Origin of the sequence: Pseudocoprococcus catus, assembly GCF_019734885.1 — a bacterium.
GTDB lineage: Bacteria > Bacillota > Clostridia > Lachnospirales > Lachnospiraceae > Coprococcus_A > Coprococcus_A catus.
This window is the reverse complement of the sequence record NZ_JAAXCM010000005.1, coordinates 1-19,330: the sequence shown is the minus strand read 5'-3', so window position 1 is coordinate 19,330 and position 19,330 is coordinate 1. Positions and strand designations below refer to the sequence as shown.

The 19,330-nt window shown below is 36.4% G+C and carries 25 protein-coding genes; 24 read left to right on the top strand and 1 reads right to left on the bottom strand.

Annotated elements, in window-relative coordinates; all coding sequences use genetic code 11:
• The first annotated feature begins 50 nt into the window (after window positions 1-50).
• The 24 genes from HED67_RS00150 (at window position 51) to HED67_RS00040 (ending at window position 18,227) form a co-directional block, all read left to right on the top strand.
• Complete coding sequence (locus tag HED67_RS00150; protein WP_221717139.1) at window positions 51-1,091, top strand: alcohol dehydrogenase; 1,041 nt, start codon at window positions 51-53, stop codon at window positions 1,089-1,091.
• 91 nt (window positions 1,092-1,182) lie between these two features.
• Entirely contained in the window at window positions 1,183-1,545 is a 363-nt protein-coding gene (locus HED67_RS00145; RefSeq protein ID WP_246612041.1) for an amidohydrolase family protein, read from the top strand.
• A gap of 226 nt (window positions 1,546-1,771) precedes the next feature.
• Window positions 1,772-2,362, top strand: coding sequence for a TetR/AcrR family transcriptional regulator (locus HED67_RS00140; RefSeq protein ID WP_215689997.1), 591 nt, complete (start codon window positions 1,772-1,774; stop codon window positions 2,360-2,362).
• Between the two features lie 14 nt (window positions 2,363-2,376).
• Entirely contained in the window at window positions 2,377-3,027 is a 651-nt protein-coding gene (locus tag HED67_RS00135) for a GNAT family N-acetyltransferase (protein ID WP_221717138.1), read from the top strand.
• 221 nt (window positions 3,028-3,248) lie between these two features.
• Entirely contained in the window at window positions 3,249-4,160 is a 912-nt protein-coding gene (locus HED67_RS00130) for an ABC transporter ATP-binding protein (RefSeq protein WP_221717137.1), read from the top strand.
• Window positions 4,160-5,062, top strand: a complete 903-nt coding sequence (locus tag HED67_RS00125) for an ABC transporter permease (RefSeq protein WP_221717136.1) — start codon at window positions 4,160-4,162, stop codon at window positions 5,060-5,062. The genes HED67_RS00130 and HED67_RS00125 overlap by 1 nt, the downstream gene beginning before the upstream one ends.
• Window positions 5,063-5,117: 55 nt before the next feature.
• Entirely contained in the window at window positions 5,118-5,732 is a 615-nt protein-coding gene (locus HED67_RS00120) for a TetR/AcrR family transcriptional regulator (RefSeq protein ID WP_221717135.1), read from the top strand.
• A gap of 163 nt (window positions 5,733-5,895) precedes the next feature.
• Window positions 5,896-6,642 carry an N-acetyltransferase gene (locus HED67_RS00115; RefSeq protein ID WP_221717134.1) on the top strand — a complete coding sequence of 249 codons (747 nt, stop codon included), beginning with the start codon at window positions 5,896-5,898 and terminating at the stop codon, window positions 6,640-6,642.
• Between the two features lie 26 nt (window positions 6,643-6,668).
• The gene (locus tag HED67_RS00110) at window positions 6,669-7,085 is read left to right on the top strand and encodes a hypothetical protein (protein ID WP_221717133.1); all 417 of its coding nucleotides are present in this window, start codon (window positions 6,669-6,671) and stop codon (window positions 7,083-7,085) included.
• Between the two features lie 10 nt (window positions 7,086-7,095).
• Window positions 7,096-7,563, top strand: coding sequence for a GNAT family N-acetyltransferase (locus HED67_RS00105; RefSeq protein ID WP_221717132.1), 468 nt, complete (start codon window positions 7,096-7,098; stop codon window positions 7,561-7,563).
• 47 nt (window positions 7,564-7,610) lie between these two features.
• Window positions 7,611-7,994 (top strand): VOC family protein, encoded by a 384-nt coding sequence (locus HED67_RS00100; protein WP_221717131.1) that lies wholly within the window; start codon window positions 7,611-7,613, stop codon window positions 7,992-7,994.
• A gap of 33 nt (window positions 7,995-8,027) precedes the next feature.
• Window positions 8,028-8,342 carry a TfoX/Sxy family protein gene (locus tag HED67_RS00095; protein ID WP_221717130.1) on the top strand — a complete coding sequence of 105 codons (315 nt, stop codon included), beginning with the start codon at window positions 8,028-8,030 and terminating at the stop codon, window positions 8,340-8,342.
• Window positions 8,343-8,450: 108 nt separating this feature from the next.
• The gene (locus HED67_RS00090) at window positions 8,451-9,704 is read left to right on the top strand and encodes an ATP-binding protein (RefSeq protein WP_221717129.1); all 1,254 of its coding nucleotides are present in this window, start codon (window positions 8,451-8,453) and stop codon (window positions 9,702-9,704) included.
• 121 nt (window positions 9,705-9,825) lie between these two features.
• Complete coding sequence (locus tag HED67_RS00085) at window positions 9,826-10,047, top strand: hypothetical protein (RefSeq protein WP_221717128.1); 222 nt, start codon at window positions 9,826-9,828, stop codon at window positions 10,045-10,047.
• Between the two features lie 96 nt (window positions 10,048-10,143).
• Window positions 10,144-10,269, top strand: a complete 126-nt coding sequence (locus HED67_RS17610; protein WP_408639813.1) for an excisionase — start codon at window positions 10,144-10,146, stop codon at window positions 10,267-10,269.
• Between the two features lie 144 nt (window positions 10,270-10,413).
• The gene (locus HED67_RS00075) at window positions 10,414-10,581 is read left to right on the top strand and encodes a plasmid mobilization protein (protein WP_221717127.1); all 168 of its coding nucleotides are present in this window, start codon (window positions 10,414-10,416) and stop codon (window positions 10,579-10,581) included.
• A gap of 27 nt (window positions 10,582-10,608) precedes the next feature.
• Window positions 10,609-13,149 carry a restriction endonuclease subunit M gene (locus HED67_RS00070; RefSeq protein ID WP_221717126.1) on the top strand — a complete coding sequence of 847 codons (2,541 nt, stop codon included), beginning with the start codon at window positions 10,609-10,611 and terminating at the stop codon, window positions 13,147-13,149.
• Window positions 13,150-13,331: 182 nt separating this feature from the next.
• Complete coding sequence (locus HED67_RS00065) at window positions 13,332-14,546, top strand: restriction endonuclease subunit S (RefSeq protein ID WP_221717125.1); 1,215 nt, start codon at window positions 13,332-13,334, stop codon at window positions 14,544-14,546.
• 332 nt (window positions 14,547-14,878) lie between these two features.
• Entirely contained in the window at window positions 14,879-15,163 is a 285-nt protein-coding gene (locus tag HED67_RS00060; RefSeq protein ID WP_221717124.1) for a transposase, read from the top strand.
• On the top strand, window positions 15,160-15,993 hold the full coding sequence (locus tag HED67_RS00055) for an IS3 family transposase (RefSeq protein ID WP_246612039.1): 834 nt from the start codon (window positions 15,160-15,162) through the stop codon (window positions 15,991-15,993). Before HED67_RS00060 ends, HED67_RS00055 begins: the two co-directional genes overlap by 4 nt.
• Window positions 15,947-16,075 carry a hypothetical protein gene (locus HED67_RS17475; RefSeq protein ID WP_334300932.1) on the top strand — a complete coding sequence of 43 codons (129 nt, stop codon included), beginning with the start codon at window positions 15,947-15,949 and terminating at the stop codon, window positions 16,073-16,075. The genes HED67_RS00055 and HED67_RS17475 overlap by 47 nt, the downstream gene beginning before the upstream one ends.
• 417 nt (window positions 16,076-16,492) lie before the next feature.
• A complete protein-coding gene (locus HED67_RS00050) occupies window positions 16,493-16,870 on the top strand; it encodes a TnpV protein (protein ID WP_055060280.1) in 378 nt (125 codons plus the stop codon).
• Between the two features lie 105 nt (window positions 16,871-16,975).
• Window positions 16,976-17,455, top strand: a complete 480-nt coding sequence (locus HED67_RS00045; RefSeq protein WP_055154158.1) for an MGMT family protein — start codon at window positions 16,976-16,978, stop codon at window positions 17,453-17,455.
• 121 nt (window positions 17,456-17,576) lie between these two features.
• Window positions 17,577-18,227, top strand: a complete 651-nt coding sequence (locus HED67_RS00040; protein WP_055060282.1) for a helix-turn-helix transcriptional regulator — start codon at window positions 17,577-17,579, stop codon at window positions 18,225-18,227.
• A gap of 106 nt (window positions 18,228-18,333) precedes the next feature.
• Here the strand turns inward: HED67_RS00040 and HED67_RS00035 are convergent, their stop codons facing one another.
• Entirely contained in the window at window positions 18,334-19,140 is an 807-nt protein-coding gene (locus tag HED67_RS00035) for a helix-turn-helix transcriptional regulator (RefSeq protein ID WP_055154162.1), read from the bottom strand.
• Window positions 19,141-19,330 lie beyond the last annotated feature (190 nt).

The window sequence follows — 19,330 nt, the reverse complement described above, 5'->3', positions numbered from 1 at the left end:
CCGAAAGAGCAAACCGCTTTATATTATTCGAAAATGGTGGGGAGAAAACAATGCAGGCTTATACATATGTATCAAAAGGAAAATTTGAATTAAGAGAAAAATCGAAACCGGTAATCATGCATGAAAGGGATGCTATTGTAAAGGTAACGCTTGCGAGTATCTGTTCCAGTGATTTGCATATCAAGCATGGAAGTGTTCCACGTGCAGTTTTGGGAATTACTGTTGGTCACGAGATGGTTGGAATTGTTGAAGAAGTTGGAGGCGCTGTTACGCATGTTAAACCGGGAGACAGAGTAACAGTAAATGTGGAGACATTTTGTGGTGAATGTTATTTCTGTAAAAAAGGTTACGTCAATAACTGTACTGACAAAAATGGCGGTTGGGCTCTTGGTTGTCGCATCGATGGCGGTCAGGCTGAGTATGTGCGTGTACCGTTCGCAGATCAAGGATTAAACAAGATTCCAGACGAAGTTACAGAGAGACAGGCATTATTCGTTGGAGATGTTCTGGCTACCGGCTACTGGGCAACTCGTATTTCTGAAATTACAGAAGATGACACAGTACTGATTATTGGTGCAGGTCCTACAGGAATCTGTACATTGCTTTGCGTTATGCTGAAGAATCCAAAGCACATTATCATGTGTGAGAAAGATGAAGAACGTATCCAATTTATTAATAAGCATTATCCGGATGTACTTACTGTTTCTCCGGAAGAATGTGAGAAGTTTGTTAAGAAAACAAGTGATCATGGTGGAGCAGATGTTGTTCTCGAAGTTGCCGGAGCAGAATCAACGTTTCGTCTTGCATGGGAGTGCGCAAGACCCAATGCAATTGTAACAATCGTTGCACTTTATGATAAAGCACAGAGCTTACCGCTTCCGGATATATATGGTAAAAATCTTATTTTCAAAATCGGCGGAGTAGATGGATGCGACTGCGATGAGACATTGAAACTGATTGCTGACGGAAAGATTAATACAGAACCACTTATTACGCATACCTATCCTTTAAGTAAGATTGAAGAGGCTTATGATCTCTTCGAGAATAAGAGAGATGGTGTTATAAAAGTAGCTGTTGAGTGTTGGCATTAGTTGTTATCGCAGCACTTCTGACATTTCTTCTACCAAAGGGATTTTACGAAACATAGGATATTTTATTGCACTTGATAATTGGGAGTGATTTATGATGAAATTAATTCAGAATATTGATGTTTATGCCCCACAGCATCTGGGGAAAAAAGATGTACTTACAATCAATGATAAGATTGTTAAGATTAAAGATGCAGGTTCTATATCCGCAGACGGATTTCTTTCTGAGGCAGAAATAATCAATGGAGAGGGGTTACTTTTAACTCCAGGATTCATTGATAGTCATGTTCATGTACTCGGAGGCGGTGGCGAAGGTGGATTCGCCAATCGTACTCCGGAAGCAACTATGGAAGGAATTACGAAGTTTGGAGTAACAACAGTTGTTGGCTGCCTTGGAACAGATGGAATCGGTCGTGATATGTGTGCACTGGTTGCAAAGACAAAAGGATTGAAGTAATTGCAAAAGGAAATACAGTTTATACAAAATAAAGTATATTGATGTGGAATATACTCTGCCTAATGGACAAAAAGTGAAAATCCAGAGCTGTTGACTTATAAAAAGAGATAATATAAGCAAAAGAAAAGATAATATGAGCAAAAGAAAAGTCTTGACAAATAAACGACCGTTTACTATTATGAAGATGTAAACGATCGTTTATTTTTTGAATTGGAGGTTTACCAGCGTGGGTAATAGGAAAGAAGAGATATTAATTGTAGCCTTGCATCTGTTCGCCAGAGATGGTTATGAGGCTGTCTCCGTCAGCCAGATAGCAGGAGAGCTTGACATGACAAAAGGGGCATTATACAGACACTATAAAAGTAAGAGAGATATTTTTGATTGTATTGTGCAGCGTATGGAGCAGCAGGATGGTGAACAGGCAGTAGAATATGATATGCCGGAAGAGGAAAAAGAAAAAATGCCTGAACAGTATGAGAATGTATCTCTGGATGATTTGGTGGAATACAGCAAGTCTATGTTTGAATACTGGACAGAGGATGATTTTGCATCATCGTTTCGAAAAATGCTGACCATAGAGCAGTTTCGCAGTGAAGAAATGCAGAATTTATATCAGCAATATCTCGTGGCTGGACCTGCTTCTTATGTGAAAGATTTATTTGAAAGTATTGGAATTGCAAATGCTAAGGACAAAGCTGCCGGATTTTATGCAGTTATGTATTTTTATTACAGCATGTATGATGGAGCAGAAGATAAGCAAAATGTAAAAGATGAATTTGTATCAGCTATAAAAAGTTTGGTACAAGAGTTGAAGTGAAGGAGAATCAGATCATGAAAAATAATATAGTAATCCGTTTAGAAGAAAAAAGTGAATATCGCGAGGTGGAAAATCTGGTAAGAGACAGCTTTTGGAACGTATACCGCTCCGGATGCCTGGAGCATTATGTCATTAACCAGCTGAGAAATGATCCGGCATTTGTACCGGAACTTGATTTTGTGATGTATCTGGACGGAGAACTTGTCGGGCAGAATATCTTTGTGAGAACTGCAATCACAGCAGATGATGGAAGAAGCCTTCCAATTATGACGATGGGACCGATCTGTATCAAGAATGAATATAAGCGGAAAGGATATGGTAAAATCCTGCTTGATTATTCATTGGAGAAAGCTGCAGAGCTTGGCTGTGGTGCAGTCTGCTTTGAAGGAAACATTGATTTTTATGGCAAGAGTGGATTCAGACAGGCAAGCGAGTATGGTATCCGATATCATGGATTGCCAGAGGGGGAAGATGCATCATTCTTTTTGTGTAAAGAACTTTTACCTGGTTATCTTGATGGGATTACCGGAGAGTATGCCACACCGGAAGGCTATCTTGTAGATGAGCGGGAAGCAGAAGAGTTTGATAAGCAGTTTCCATATACAGAATTATTCCAAGAGGCTATCGTGTATGGGCATCTCCAGCAGAACTTTATGATGCGATGATTTATGTTTCGGATGCTCATCCGATAGAAGTGATAGAAGATTAGAAAAAGATTGACAAGTTACCAATTGGTTACTATAATGTAAGTAACCGAATGGTAACTAATAAGAGGCGTGGACAATTTTTGCATTCATATTACTTTTTAACATATGGATTCTATTAAAAAAGGTAAATCCAACGTATACTGCGTCATTTAAGGAAAGATGAAACAAAAGGAGAAAATATGGAATCAGATATAATTAAAATCAGCCACTTGAATAAAAGCTTTGGCGAAGTAAAAGCGGTAAATGATTTAAGCTTTCGTGTGAAAAAAGGAGAATTGTTTGCATTTCTAGGAGTAAACGGTGCAGGGAAAAGTACAACCATTTCTATTCTTTGTGGACTGCTGAAAAAAGACAGTGGAACGGTTCAGGTAAACGGAATAGAAACTGACAAAGCCGGCGCACAGACAAAAAGGATGATTGGTGTTGTATTTCAGGATAGCGTACTTGATAAACCGCTTACGGTGAAAGAGAACCTAATGAGCAGAGCTGCTTTGTATGGCATTACAGGAAATGCCTTTGATAAGAGATTACAGGAGCTAGTCGAGATTTTGGATTTTGACGAGTTTTTAAACAGACCAGTAGGAAAGCTGTCGGGAGGTCAGAGAAGAAGGATTGATATTGCCCGCGCATTATTGCACAGACCGGAGATTTTGATTCTTGATGAGCCTACCACAGGGCTTGATCCACAGACAAGGCAATTAATCTGGAATGTTATCGAGAAGCTTCAGAAAACTGAAAATATGACAGTATTTCTGACTACACATTATATGGAAGAGGCTGCTAATGCCGGTTATGTTGTGATTCTTGACAAAGGAAGTATCGCAGCGGAAGGTACACCGTTTGAACTTAAAAATGATTATGTACAGGATATCGTGTCTATTTATGGTGTTTCCGAAGATGAAATAAAGACATTGAACAGGGAATATAAAAAAATACGTGACGGATATCAGATAAAAGTAAAAAATACGAAAGAAGCTACGGAGCTTATTGTAGAGCATCAGGATCTATTCATGGATTATGAAGTAGTAAAAGGCGGAATGGATGATGTATTTCTTGCAGTCACAGGGAAAAAGCTAGGAGGTGAACGCTGATGAGAACAGTATTGGCATTAATGAACAGGAACAGAAAATTGTTTTTTAAAGATAAAGGTATGTTGTTTACAGCAATGATCACACCAGTTATTCTGATTGTTCTGTATGCTACGTTTCTTGCAAAGGTTTTCAGAGATTCTTTTACAGCTGCGATTCCTGATATGATCACGATTTCGGATGAGCTCATTAATGGAACCGTGGCAGCACAGCTGACAGCATCACTTATGGCAGTAAGCTGTATCACTGTAACATTTTGTGTGAATCTGACTATGGTGCAGGACAAGGCAAATGGAACAAGGAAGGATTTTGATGTTTCACCGATCAGCAGGGGGAAAATCTATTTAGGATATTTTCTGTCAACGGTCGTTAATTCTTTGATGGTCAATGGACTTGCATTTGTATTATGTCTGGGATATCTATTTAAAATGGGATGGTATATGAATGCAGCAGATGTATTATGGGTTTTATTTGATATGATATTGCTCGTCCTGTTTGGAAGTACGCTATCAAGTATCATTAGCTTTCCATTGACAACACAGGGACAGCTTTCGGCTGTAGGTACAATTGTCAGTGCAGGATATGGTTTTATATGTGGTGCTTATATGCCGATTTCAAATTTTGGTTCAGGTCTTCAGAAGGCACTGTCTTATCTTCCGAGTACATATGCCACTTCATTGATTAAGAATCATATGCTTCACGGAGTTTTCAGAGAGATGGAGAGAAAGCATTATCCGGATGAAATGGTTGAAGCGATAAGAGACACTCTTGATTGCAATCCGGTATTTCATGGAAATGTGGTAGGTGTAAATCAGATGATCGGTATTATGATGGGAAGTATAGCTGTATTCGGAATTATTTATTATTTTGTTACATTGCTGCCAAAGGGTGAGGACAGACGATAGATAATTAAAGTTACCAAAAGATAACTTGATGGCAGATTTAAATTAGGAGATAGACATGGAAAGCAAAGAAAAGAACACAAAGGAAAAAATATTGGAAGAAGCCTTAAAGTTATTTGCACAGAGTGGATATATGGGAACATCCATGAATGATATTGCTTCAAAACTTGGAGTAACCAAGGCTGCATTGTATAAGCATTATAAAAGCAAGCAGGAGATATTGGACAGTATTATTGAAAAGATGGATGAATTGGATATTGCGAGAGTAAAGCAGTATGAAATGCCGGAGGGTGATCTGGAAAAGGTTACAGCCGAGTATAAAGAAACGGCATTTGATAAGATCAAGCAGTTCACAAAGGTTCAGTTCCTTCATTGGACAGAGGAAGAATTTTCAAGCTGTTTTCGTAAGATGTTGACATTGGAACAGTACAGGGAACCACAGATGGCACAGTTATATCAGAATTATCTTGCGAGCGGACCATTAACTTATATGGAAGCTTTGTTTTCAGGAATGCTGGGAGATGCAGGAAAAGCCAGACAGACAGCACTTGATTTTTATGGACCTATTTTTTTACTTTACAGCATATATGATGGAACAGAAAACAAGAGCCATGTGATAAAGTTACTGGAAGAGCATATGGATCAATTTTTACAGGAAATGCAGATAAGATGAAAGGGTGAAACGATTTGAACGATGATTCAGAACGAGTATCTTTACAGAATTTGAAGGCAGTTACTGAGTGGTACAAAAGCATTAATTAGGCTCAGTTGAATTATGCATAACGTTACAGTATAGAAGAAGTGATACTATGAAAGTAGAAATAGTGGAGAGATTTATGGAATATATTAAAGTGACAAACGAGAATATAGACAAAGAGCACATATGCTGTGCTATTTCCAATAACAACGATATTCAGGTGTCATCCAAAAAAGAATGGTTAAAAGAGCAATTTAGGGAGGGGCTTGTTTTTCTGAAAAGTGTAGAACGGGGGAAGTGCTTTATTGAGTATCTGCCTGCTGAAAATGCATGGAATCCGATTACTGCAGATGGCTATATGTATATTGACTGCCTGTGGGTAGCCGGTTCTTTCAAAGGACATGGTTATGGAGCAGATCTGCTGGATGCCTGTATGGAGGACAGTAAGAGCAAGGGGAAAAAAGGGCTGTGTATATTATCTTCCGGAAAGAAAAAACCATTTTTGTCAGATCCAAAATTCCTGCAGTATAAGGGATTCAAGGTTTGCGATGAAGCGGACAATGGGATTCAGTTATGGTATTTGCCATTTGCAGCAGATGTGCCTTTGCCTGAATTCAAGGAATGTGCCAGACATCCCCATATCGAGGAGAAGGGCTATGTTTTATATTATACCAGCCAGTGTCCGTTTAATGCGAAATATGTTCCGATTGTAGAAGAAGTTGCAAGAGAAAATGGCGTATCATTCCGGGCTATTCATTTACAGAGTAAAGAAGAAGCGCAGAATGCACCTACTCCGGTTACAACTTATGCGTTGTTTTATAATGGGGCATATTTAACCAACGAGCAGATGAATGACAGGAAATTTTTGAAATTGTTATCAAAGTAAATGACAAATAGATGGAGGGAAAAAGGTTGAAACTCTATTTTGAAAATATGGTAACAACAGTTACTACACTTATGATTTTATCGCTGGTCGGGTTTGTTGTATATTCAATCAGTAGCAGAAGCAACATTAATTACTGGGGCAGAAGGAGTCTGTTTGTTTTGGCCTATGGTCTTGTTATATGCTGCTTTGCAGCTGCAAGAGACGGACTGGATAAAACAATTCAGTATACGATAGATGGAAGCTGTAATCCTGGAATATTTTCACTTGTGAGCGTTCCAAACATTGTTGGCTGTGTCGGAGCCGCAATCATAATGATTGCAGCAATAGCAACACCAATAGCAAAATCACAGCATATGCGTGAGATATGGTTTTATGTAATGTCCGGCGGAGTGATGCTAAAGATTGTAGTTATGGAGATCGCAAGAATTATACAGATGTTTTAGGAGTGTTTTCATGAGAGTAGAGACTGAAAGAATGTATCTTTATCCTTTAAGTGATGAAGAAATGCGGTTAGTTATTGAAAATGAATCTGATCCTGAGATGAAACAGGCTTACACGGAGATGCTTGAAGGGAGTCTTTCAAATTCTGATAAGAGAATATGGTATGCAATCTGGAATATGGAATTAAAAGATGAATCAGGAATTATAGTAGGTGATTTTTGCTTTAAGGGTCTTAGTGATGATGGAGTGATTGAGATTGGATATGGTCTGAAAGAAGAATACCGGCATTACGGATATATGACAGAAGCATTAAAAGCAATCACGGAATGGGCATTGTCACAGGAAAGTGTGAAGCAGGTGGAGGCGGAAACTGATGCAGAAAATATAGCCTCACAGAAAGTCCTTTTGCAATCAGGATTTATCAGTAATGGAAAGATGGGAGAAGAAGGTCCAAGATTTGTAGTTTCTTTAAAGAGATAAGGTGATTGTAGTAATGGAGCTGATTATGTAGAATTGGAGTAATAATTATGAGAATTGAACATGTTGCACTTTATGTAAAAGATTTGGAAAATACACAAAAATTCTTTATGAAATATCTGGGAGCAAAATCAAATGATGGATATCATAATCAGAAAACAGGCTTTTGTTCTTATTTTCTCACATTTGAGGATGGTGCACGTATTGAAATCATGAATATACCGGAAATGGCTGATTTACCGAAGAAACTAGCTCGTACTGGATATTCACATATAGCTTTTAGCGTGGGAAGCATAGAAAAAGTGGATGCATTGACAGCAGAATTAAAAGCGGATGGTTATGAGGTTATCAGTGGACCACGGACTACGGGTGATGGATATTACGAAAGCTGTATCGTTGCGGTTGAGGATAATCAAATTGAGATCACAGTATAATTTGAAAATGCAGGCATTTGAAAGGAAAAAAACATGGCTTCAAGCAAAGAATATTTACATTTTATATTAGAGCAGTTATCTGATTTAGAAGAAATTAATTATCGTGCAATGATGGGAGAGTATATCTTATATTATCGGAGCAGGATTGCCGGAGGCATATATGATGACAGGTTACTTGTGAAACCAACAAAATCTGCAGTTTCTTACATGGTAACTGCGACTTATGAATTACCGTATGAAGGGGCAAAAGAGATGTTGTTAGTAGAAGACGTTGACAGTAAAGAATATCTGACTGGACTCTTTAAGGCAATGTATGATGAATTGCCGGTTCATAAAGCACATAAATAGAAAATGGCTATAAATTAATCAAAAAATCAATCGTAAATTTTTACGATTGATTTTTTGCGTATTTATGCATATAATATAATCAATGAATTTGGAAAGGATGTGATCATTATGCGTGAAACGAGAATATTAGAGTTCAAGGAAACGATTACGAATACTTTTTTAAAAACAGTCAGTGCCTTTTCAAATTACGATGGTGGAACAATTCTTTTTGGAGTGGATGATGATGGAAATGTAAAAGGCTTGCCGGATGTAAGGCAGGCGTGTCTGGATATCGAAAATAAAATCAATGACAGTATTTCGCCTCAACCAAACTATATACTTGAAATACAGAATAATGATCAGATGATAAAACTCACTGTAACCAGTGGTCTTCAGAAGCCATATTTATATAAATCAAAAGCATACAAAAGAAATGATACAGCGACGATAGAGGTAGATACTCTGGAATTTTCAAGACTTGTATTAGACGGCAAAAATATTAGATTTGAAGAATTGCCTTGTAAAGATCAGGATCTGTCTTTCGAAGTTTTGCAATGTAAGCTGAAAGAAAGTATTCAGATTGAAACTTTTAATCCAGATACATTGAGAACATTGAACTTGTATGACAATGTAAATGGTTTTAATAATGCAGCAGGGCTTTTGGCGGATAAAAATCATTTTCCGGGAATTGATATTGTCAAGTTCGGGGAAAACATCAGCATTATTCAAAAGAGAACAACGATTGAAAATACATCCGCTTTGGATGCGTATGAAAAGGCACTTGCTGTATTTAGGGACTACTATCAGTATGAAGTAATACAAGGTGCTGACAGAAAGAAGATGGAGAAAATACCAGAAGCAGCCTTCAGAGAAGCAATTGCGAATGCTCTGATCCATAGGGTATGGGATGTGGATACACACATCAGAGTTTCCATGTTTGATGACAGAGTAGAAGTTGTATCTCCAGGTGGATTGCCATCCGGAATAACAGCGGAAGAATATTTGTCAGGTAAACTTTCCGTTTTAAGAAACAGAAATCTTGCAAATGTGTTTTATAGATTGGGATTTGTTGAGATATTTGGAACCGGAATTACAAGAATAAAACAACTGTATGCGGAAGGTCTGATGAAACCGGATTTTGAAGTGTCAGAGAATGCTATAAAAATTGTGCTTCCTTTATTTGAAAAGGATGCTAATTTAAGCGAAGACGAAAAAGTAATTTATAAACTCTTAAGCAAGACTATGCTGAAACCAATAAGTGAAATTGCACCATATATACCTTTTGGAAAATCAAAGACAACAAAGTTACTGAAAGATATGGGTGAAAAAGGTGTGATAGCAATTGAAGGTAAAGGCAGAGGTACGAAATATATAATTAAGTAATTGGGGATATAGGGGATTTTAAATTTATAAGAGAGGAAGTAAAATTGCATGATAAAAGTACTCTTTATCTGCCACGGCAGGGCTTTGGGTACAGTTATAAGTGGCGATGAAGTGCGATAGAATGGTGCAAATCGTGGTGGATGAGAGATGTAGGTACTACGTTTTTTATACGGATGAGAATGGAAAATGGATGAAATATTTAGTCATCACGGCAGGACGTCCTAAGAAGATTTATACTATGGCGGAACTTGACCGAATAAGGACAGAATTTTGTGGGTGTGAAAGAAAAGAATTACTGTTTTACTACGAATCAGCAATGATGGAATTGTGGTCTGTGGCTTGACGTATTTACATTGACTTATAAGGTATCCAGAGTGAAAAATGGGATTAATAAATGGTCTAGGAGGTAGTCAAGATGTAAGAAACCAAGAGTAATAGAATAGAAGTACCAATTAAGGATAAGTATCTGCTTACAATCAGGGAAGCAGGTGCTTATTTTAGTTTGGGGACAAAATATATGCATAGAATTGCTGAGGCTAATGAAGGTGAATTTGCTACTTTATAGGTAATAAATATATGATTATCAGAAGAAAATTTGAGGAATACATGGACAGAATGGCTATGAAAAACGATATTGAATAGGTGGGACTTTGTATTGTAAATGTTCCACACTCATGATATAATTTTGGCATTATGGGAGGAACTATATATGAATAAAACATATTCAATGAGTATTAGGGTAAGTGAAGAAGAACTTAACAAATTAAAACAGGCGGCAAAACTAGAGTCGTATTCTTCTTATAGTGAGTTTGTGAGACGAATTGCGTTAAAAGAAGCCAATAGAGTGATAAAAAATTACCAAAATGAAGAAATATAGAAGAATATAAAAAAGGAGATCTATAATATGATTACCGTAAATGAACTACGAGAAGTGCTTAGGTCAATTGGATTTGTTGAAAAAAATGATGTTTTTTCAAATTCGTATTCATCAGGTGCATGCATTGATGTAAATTTTAAGGAAAAGAAGATTATTTATTCGCCAGTTGATGAAGATTTTAAAGAAGGATTATTTCCAACAAAAGAAAAGCAAGCAAATGGTTTTGTGATTCATAGAGATACTACACTTAATTTTAATGTAAATGAGAATTTCGTTTGTCTTATTTGTGTGCATTTTCTATTGAAAAAAGGATATGAGGCGAAACACATTGTTTTTGAACCAGCATTCAAGGTAGGTCATGTGAATAAACCATCTTATGGCGATATTCTTGTTTTTGATAAAGAATATAATCCGCTCGTATTGATTGAAAATAAAACCTTTGGAAGTGAATTTAGTAAAGAATGGAACCTTATGCAAAAAGATGGAGGACAGCTTTTTAGCTATTTAGGACCTCTTGTAAATGAAATGGGGCTTTGTGAAAATTTAGCACTTTTTGCGGTCGATTTTGATGATACAGATTTAATCCCTAAAAGTCATATTATTACGCTAAAGGATAACGAAAAGCGTATTGCTGAACTTGAAAATCCGAAAACATTTGCAGATGCAAAAGGCAAATATTTTGAAGTATGGAGCGAAACTTATGGAAAATCCTTTGAAACCAAAGGATTATTTGAAAACGATATTGCACCCTATACGATTGGAAAACTTAAATATACTATTTCAGATCTAAAGGGATTATCACATGCAGAAATAAAACCTATATATCATGAGTTCGCAACTATTTTGCGTAATAATGCAATTACTGATTTTGAACATTCATTTTATATATTAATAGATTTATTTCTTTGTAAAATAACAGATGAATTAAATAATCCAGAAGATTTGCAATTTTATTATAAAGGTGTTGCCAGAGATACTCCGAAAGAGTATTGTAATCGTCTTTTGAAATTATATCAGCAAGGGAAAAAACAACTTTTTGATGTAGATGTTGTCAATAAAGAAGAAGAGGATATAAAACAGATATTCGAAGATACTAATCGTTCTATTACAAACGGACTTTTTGCTGGTATAAAAGAGCTGTTTGAAGAAATAAAATTTTATAACATAAAAAAATTCAATTTTATTGATGTAGAAAATAAAGAAGAATTTGATATGAATTTTCAAATTTTAATAAAGATAGCGGCACTTATTCAGGATATAAATTTAACTAACAGTGATACAAATCACTTTTTCGGTGATTTGTTTGAGGGACTTCTTTCGAAAAATGTGCATCAAACGGAGGGACAATTTTTTACACCATTACCAATTGTTAATTTTATTATTAATTCATTACCAGAATTTCCAAATTCTGAGAATATAAAAGTATTGGATTATGCCTGTGGAGCCGGTCATTTTTTGACAGAGTTTATAAAAAAATATTCTAAAACTCAAGTATATGGAATAGAAAAGAGCCAAACATTAAGTCAGGTTGCTAAGATAGCCACGATAATAAATGGTTCAAAAAATTCTCGTATTGTTTTTAAAGATGCATTAAGTTATTTGAATACTTTAGAAGCAAGATTTGTTTCTTTTGATAAGGAGAGCTTTGACTGTATTATTGCAAATCCACCTTACAGTGTAAAGGGATTCTTGGAGACTCTTGATGAGAGAGATCGAAGACAATTTGAACTTACGAAGGAAGTTGATGAGAAATCATATGCCAATAATAATTCGATAGAATGTTTTTTTATAGAACGAGCTAAGTTTTATTTAAAAACAAATGGAATAATGGGAATTATTTTGCCGAGTTCATTATTGAGTAACGAAGGGATTTATGCAAAAACGAGAGAATTACTTTTTGCAAATTTTAATATCCTTTCAGTAGCAGTGATGAATTCTAGAACATTTGGTTCAACAGGAACAAATACAATTATTCTTTTTGCACAAAAGGTTGGGAAAAATGCGGAAGGTTTATTAAATACGTTTATAGCTAAAAAAGATTATAAGCAGTATTTGAGTTGGGAAGAAATTGATAATTATATTGAAAAACAAAAATATGACAAGGATGAGTTTATTGATTTTATGCAAGATGGTATTTTAGGTGAAAAAATATCAAATCATGAAATATTCAAAGATTATCGAGACAGTTTCAAAAAAATTACAATCTCTAAGCAGTTGCAAAAAGAGTGGTTCAAAAAGTCGAGTTTGTATAAAGATAATTTGAAAGAAAAATCAAAAGAATATAAACAGATTTTCTTAGCTTTTTTGGCGTCAGAAGAATATGCTCTTTTAGAAAAAGAAGAACAGGAACGACAATTTATAAATGAGGCAAAAAATATAGAGTGCGATAAGTTAATAACATTTATTCAAACAAATAGCAATGTAGTTGCTCTGCTGCAATCGCCTCCGGATAAAGTTAATGGAAAGACGAATAAGAAGGAGATTGTTGAATTTTTAGGTTATGATTGGAGTAATCGAAAGGGCGATGAGGGAATAAAGTATATTATTGACAAAAAAATGAAGATATAGAGGAAGATGATAGTGATAAGGATGCAGAAGTTGTTGCAGCAATTAATTCTATTAAATACATAAAGACACCTTTATATAATCCAGAGAATTCAAATGATACTTCTAAATTTTCTTATGGTATAAGAAAACATGTGACAGAAAATTGTTCTAAGTTTTCGTTTGGAACAAAAAGTGGTGAAATAATGGAAGCGTTTAATGCTGAAATACCACAATTATTTAGTTACAGACGTTTATCAGATATGATAGATTTTAGCCATGCAGTATTTAACAAAAAAATAGATATAAAAGAAAATAAAACGATTGAAATAATAACTAAATGGCCAATAAAAAAACTGGGTGAAATTGCAGAAATAAAAAAGGGAAAATCTATTACATCATCAGACGTAAAACCTGGAAAGATAAAAGTTGTCGCTGGAGGACAGAATTATGCTTTTTTTCATAATGAGTCTAATTGTTCTAGCAATACAATAACAGTTAGTGCTTCGGGAGCATATGCTGGTTTCGTGAACTATTGGGAAGAACCTATTTTTGCTTCTGACTGTTCCACTGTTAATTGTAGTGATTTGTTAACTCAAAAATACATATACTATTATTTAAAATATATGCAAAATTCAATATATGATTTACAAAAGGGACAAGCTCAGCCTCACGTATATCCAGATGATTTAAAAGAGTTTCCCATTCCTTTCCCATCTATTGATGTACAAAAGAAGATAGTAGATTTATGTATAGAGGAAGAGAAAAAAGCGAAGAATGCATTAAAGGAGATTGAAGAATTAAAAGATAGTATAAACGGTATTGTAAAAACTATTAGTGGAGAAAAATACAAATTAGGAAAAATTGCTCAGTTTAGGAATGGCCTAAATTATAAAAAAACTAGTATGGGAGAAGAGGTAAATATAGTTAGTGTCGCAGATTTCAAAGATAATAAGTCTCCAATTTGGCAAGAAATACAGCAAGTAAGAATTGATGGTGAAATTAAAGATGATTATTTATTACATAAAAATGATTTGCTAACAGTTAGATCAAATGGATCGCAAGAACTGGTTGGACGATTTATGTATATAGATCAAGAACCGCAAGAAAAGACATCTTTTTCAGGTTTTTCAATTAGAGTTCGTCCTGATTGTGATGTAGTGATAAGTGAGTTTTTATATTACTTATTGTCATCTCGTGATATAAGAAATCAGCTTACGATTGGAAGCAATGGTTCTAATATAAAAAGCTTAAATCAAACTTTACTTTCGAATATTGAGATTCCTATACCAAGTATTGAAAGTCAGAAGGAGATATTGGAAAAGTTGTTGATGCACGAGAAAAGAATAGTAGAAAAGAGAATGATGGTAGATACATTAGAAAAAAGGAAAAAGGAAGTATTCGAAAAAGAATTAGTATAATTATGTCTTATGATACGGTTGATTAACTGATAGGGGCATCGTGAATCTCTACCCTCTTTCATCTTAAAGACCGATGCCCCCTCTCACACATATTTTCGCGAAATTGTACAGGGGGTATTGTGTTAACTTGGTTTTAGCAACTCGAATGGCTGAAATTAAGTAAAAATCTATAAATGAGCAAATTTAAAAAATTGCACAAAACTACACTGCTAATTTCATAAACGAATCAAAATCATTGGTGCTAGAATATAAATAGTACAAGTCAAAATGAGAATCCCTAATTACAAATTTTATGGTACTATGTAGTTACCGCACTGAAGGAGGATCTCATTATGGCAAAGCACTATGACAAACAATTTAAATTGGATGCAATCCAGTATTATCATGATCACAGAGAATTAGGATTGCAGGGTTGCACTTCAAACTTAGGAATCAGTCATCAGACACTGTCTCGCTGGCAGAAAGAACTGCGTGACACCGGAGACATTGAAAGCCGTGGTTCCGGCAACTATGCTTCTGATGAAGCAAAGGAAATTGCACGTTTAAAACGTGAACTACGTGATGCGCAGGATGCACTTGATGTATTAAAAAAAGCCATCAACATTCTGGGAAAATGACGGAAGCCATTTACCTCGAAGTTACTGAGAAGGCAGAAGCAGCCCGCAAGGCTAAACGCCGTGTTTCTGTCTCCGGAATGTTGAAAATATTTGGCGTTTCACGTTCTGGCTATCGCGCATGGCTGAAACATGTTCCTTCCAATGCTGAAAAGCGTCGGGAATCAGTAAAAGCCAAAATCAAGGATATTTACGATAAATCCAAACAGAATTACGGTGCTCCCAAAATCACACAAGTGTTGCGAAAAACAGGAGAGACTATTTCCGAGCGTACTGTTGGGCAGTACATGAAACAAATGGGCATTAAGGCTCAGCGGGTAAAGCCGTGGACAATCACCACAAAAGACTCCGATTTCAGTAGCAAACTTCAAAATATCCTTGATGAACAATTTAATCCAGAACGGCCAAATGCAGTTTGGTGTTCTGACATTACCTATATCTGGACGATAGATGGCTTCGTCTATTTGACCAGTATTATGGATTTATATTCCAGAAAAATCATTGCCTGGACATTGTCAAATACATTGGAAGTGTCCTGCGTGATTGAAACAATAAACAAAGCTAAGGCAAGACGAAAAATCAAAGAACCATTGATTATGCATTCCGATCGCGGTGTACAGTATGTTTCCAAGGAATACCAACGTATCACTGCAAACATGCAGCGCAGTTATTCTAAAAAGGCTTATCCCTGGGATAATGCCTGCATTGAATCATTTCATTCAGTGATCAAGCGCGAATGGCTGAATCGCTTCAAGATCCGCGATTATAATCATTGCATATCGATTGGTGTTCGAATATCTGGAGGCATTCTACAACACCAATCGAATCCATAGTCATTGCGATTACATGTCACCAAATGACTATGAAGAACTATATCGCAGATTGCAACAGGACGAAGAGCCAATCGCAAGTTAAAATGGGGAAAACCTCATTTTAACTTGTACTAAATCTTGACATAGGACCAACATTGATGATAAAAATTAGTAGTAACCCTTTCCCCCTTTTACTACCAACTTTACTACTAACAGGAAGTAACAACTTGCTCAATTCTGCTCTGATTTGCCATAATCTGTAATTTCAGAGCATATCACAATAACCCCGGAAAACCTTGCAAAACAGGGCATTCCGGGGCAAATCAAGGAGAACCAAAACTATGATAAAAGTACTATTCATTTGCCACGGCAGGATTTTCTGTTCAGAATGAAAAGTCTCAAATCGTCTTAAATACTTCTATAAATAGCATTTCTTGTGTTCCATTCTCAATTTTACCAATGATTTACCAATATTTCTGGAGAGTCAGACTTGCAAAACCAGAATGAGGAGATTAAAAATATGAGCAAATTGAAACCAAGAATAACGGAAAACGGAATTGATTATATCCTTGTCGGAGATTACTACATCCCGGATTTGAAACTGCCGGAGGAACACCGCCCCATTGGGAAGTATGGACGGCTACATCAGGAATATTTAAGAGAAGTCCACCCAGCCAGATTGAACACATTGATATTGACCGGGGAGTTATGGACATATCTTGCAGACCTGAACGAACAGGCACAGGAACGGTTAGACATCATCATGGAACAGATGAAAACTGCCGAGGGCGTAACCGAGGAATTGAAGCGTACCCATCAAATGGAATGGGTGCAGCGTTGCAATAACATTCACAACCGGGCAGAAGAAATTGTTTTGCATGAGATGATTTATTCGTAATGATATGTTAAGAGTTAAGCAAATATGAAGTTGTCAAGTTTTTTCAAACAGCCTCATTGCATAGAAATGACAAACAGATTATTCTTAAAGCAGGAGGTGGCAGAAATGGCAAACGAAGATAAGAAAGATTTTAATGCTATGTTGCACGACAATAAGGATATGCCAAAATTTCAAATCATTACAGACCAGAAAAGTATTGAAAAATATGGTGGCAGTAAAATGTATTTTGCACCGCCAATCGACTATGACAAAGTAATGAAAAAAATTCCGTATGGTAAAGTGATTACCGTCGGGAAAATACGAGAATACTTTGCGGAGTTAAGTAGTGCAGATTTTACAGAACCGATTACAGCAGGAATTTTTGTTTCTATTGTGGCATGGGCGAGTTATCAGCGTTCAGAAGATGAAACGCCTTATTGGAGAACATTGAAAGCAAACGGAGAACTAAATGCTAAATACCCAAATGGTATTGAAGCACAAAAAGAAAAATTAGAAGCAGAAGGACACACCATCATTCAAAAAGGGCGTAAAAATGTACGATACTATGTAAAGGACTATGAAAACTCCCTCTTTGATTTGAAATAGGTAAATTTGAATTTGGCAGATGTAAAAGGATTTTGACACTCATAATAAGTGATGTCAAAGCTATTTTGTAGACAATAGTGGGTGTTTTTCCTACAATAAAAGTGCAAGGAGGTATAGTGGCATGGAGCATGATATTGGATGCAAAATCAAGGCAGCCCGAATTGAAAAAAAGCTGACGCAAGAACAGGTTGCCGAATTGTTGGGTGTGAGTCGTCAGACCATCTCAAATTGGGAAAATGAAAAATCCTATCCAGATATTATCAGCGTCATTAAAATGAGCGAATGCTACGATGTCTCTCTTGACTATCTATTGAAAGGAGAACAAAAAATGAAAAGCTATTATGATTATCTTGAAGAAAGTACGAATGTTGTGAAAAGCAATGCCAACAGAAACAAGATTATTACGATTCTCTCCTATCTCTTGATTTGGGCGTTTGCAATGATAGTGTTCTGGTTTTTTGCAAGTGGAAGTGACGCTATGGGTTACAGTTTGATGTTTCTTTGGTTTATTCTTCCTATATCCACATTTATTGTATCTATTGTTATTGGTAAAAATAACTTTTGGGGAAAAGGAAAATGGGCATTCACTCTTTTCTTTGGCGTAATGTATATGCTTGCTGAATATGGCACATTCAAAATGGCAAACAACATTGCTTTTAACAAACTGAATGCCCCTGACTTGGGAATGATTGTAGCCGGAGCAATAATCTCTGCAATCGGTATGTTGGTAGGTTCACTGTGGAATAAGAAACGCCACAATCAAAAAAAATAAGTAACAAGAAAAATCCCAACTTGTTATTCTGAAAATTTAACTGAATAACCACAGCACAAACCGCTGCTACATGGAAGCTAACAAACCATGCAACAGCGGTTTTTCTTTACCGTTTTTTCCTCTGACTGATAGGCGTTCCCATTTTCTTTGATTTTTTGAGAATCCGAATCAGCCAGCGAAATTCTTCGTCTGACAGATTTTTATAGTTGATACCAAGCTGCTTGCAGTAAAGAACAACCAGCTTTTCATCCCGACTGCCCTTGAAATTTTCGACTGCTTCCAGATTTTCTTTCAGTTCATCGGCAACGGTAGTTTGGGGTGCGCTCTCGCTGTCCTTTTTGTGGGCTTCCCGAATATCCCGGATAATGAGATTGAGGTCATCCCGTACCATGTGGCTGAAATACTCATCATCACTGATATGGGCAGCTTGCAGCACCTTTAAATGCGGGTCATCTTCGCCGGGGCGATACCGTTCAATGATTTCATGTCGGACGGTATCGACAAGGGCATTGAGGTTCTGAATCTGCATGGTGGCAATCCCATCCACATAAATCTCAATGTCCGCAAGAAACTTGATAAAGTCCTTATGGGTGGCAAGTTCGCAGAGCAGGCGGTTGTTAATCCGACCGCTTTTCAGGAGTGCCACCATTTCATCACTCAAATGCAGCTCCCTTAATGGCGTGTTGATCTCTGTCCTGTTCTCTGACCGGCAAAAGAGATAATCGAGGGACACCCCATAAAAATCTGCCAGCAGGATAAGGTTGCCATGATTGATTTCCTTATAGTCATCTTTTTCATAACTGCCAAGAGCCGATTTTGAAATACCCGTTTGCTCTGCCAGTTCTTCCAGTTTTAATCCTTTGTTTAATCGTAAATCTTTTAGCCGTTCCTGTATTGTAGTAGCTCCGTTCATTGAAGCAGCTCCCCCTTTTTGACAACATATATAACCGTTGAATTGATTATACCATATCAATTCCGCAATCGTGGAAATTTCTGATTTTTACCCCTGATTCCTACTTTGTGGACATACGGCACAGGGCACAAAAATGTTCTATGATACAGGTAGTTCATCGATGGATTATTCCAATCGAATGACCAGCCTG

Coding starts and splice junctions, on each gene's coding strand:
- HED67_RS00085 (WP_221717128.1), top strand. CDS start 9,826: ATGGTGCAAATCGTGGTGGATGAGAGATGTAGGTACTACGTTTTTTAT.
- HED67_RS00090 (WP_221717129.1), top strand. CDS start 8,451: ATGCGTGAAACGAGAATATTAGAGTTCAAGGAAACGATTACGAATACT.
- HED67_RS00100 (WP_221717131.1), top strand. CDS start 7,611: ATGAGAATTGAACATGTTGCACTTTATGTAAAAGATTTGGAAAATACA.
- HED67_RS00130 (WP_221717137.1), top strand. CDS start 3,249: ATGGAATCAGATATAATTAAAATCAGCCACTTGAATAAAAGCTTTGGC.
- HED67_RS00095 (WP_221717130.1), top strand. CDS start 8,028: ATGGCTTCAAGCAAAGAATATTTACATTTTATATTAGAGCAGTTATCT.
- HED67_RS00035 (WP_055154162.1), bottom strand. CDS start 19,140: ATGAACGGAGCTACTACAATACAGGAACGGCTAAAAGATTTACGATTA.
- HED67_RS00120 (WP_221717135.1), top strand. CDS start 5,118: ATGGAAAGCAAAGAAAAGAACACAAAGGAAAAAATATTGGAAGAAGCC.
- HED67_RS00125 (WP_221717136.1), top strand. CDS start 4,160: ATGAGAACAGTATTGGCATTAATGAACAGGAACAGAAAATTGTTTTTT.
- HED67_RS00065 (WP_221717125.1), top strand. CDS start 13,332: ATGGAAGCGTTTAATGCTGAAATACCACAATTATTTAGTTACAGACGT.
- HED67_RS00075 (WP_221717127.1), top strand. CDS start 10,414: ATGAATAAAACATATTCAATGAGTATTAGGGTAAGTGAAGAAGAACTT.
- HED67_RS00050 (WP_055060280.1), top strand. CDS start 16,493: ATGAGCAAATTGAAACCAAGAATAACGGAAAACGGAATTGATTATATC.
- HED67_RS00060 (WP_221717124.1), top strand. CDS start 14,879: ATGGCAAAGCACTATGACAAACAATTTAAATTGGATGCAATCCAGTAT.
- HED67_RS00145 (WP_246612041.1), top strand. CDS start 1,183: ATGATGAAATTAATTCAGAATATTGATGTTTATGCCCCACAGCATCTG.
- HED67_RS00150 (WP_221717139.1), top strand. CDS start 51: ATGCAGGCTTATACATATGTATCAAAAGGAAAATTTGAATTAAGAGAA.
- HED67_RS00135 (WP_221717138.1), top strand. CDS start 2,377: ATGAAAAATAATATAGTAATCCGTTTAGAAGAAAAAAGTGAATATCGC.
- HED67_RS00115 (WP_221717134.1), top strand. CDS start 5,896: ATGGAATATATTAAAGTGACAAACGAGAATATAGACAAAGAGCACATA.
- HED67_RS00045 (WP_055154158.1), top strand. CDS start 16,976: ATGGCAAACGAAGATAAGAAAGATTTTAATGCTATGTTGCACGACAAT.
- HED67_RS00040 (WP_055060282.1), top strand. CDS start 17,577: ATGGAGCATGATATTGGATGCAAAATCAAGGCAGCCCGAATTGAAAAA.
- HED67_RS00105 (WP_221717132.1), top strand. CDS start 7,096: ATGAGAGTAGAGACTGAAAGAATGTATCTTTATCCTTTAAGTGATGAA.
- HED67_RS00055 (WP_246612039.1), top strand. CDS start 15,160: ATGACGGAAGCCATTTACCTCGAAGTTACTGAGAAGGCAGAAGCAGCC.
- HED67_RS00070 (WP_221717126.1), top strand. CDS start 10,609: ATGATTACCGTAAATGAACTACGAGAAGTGCTTAGGTCAATTGGATTT.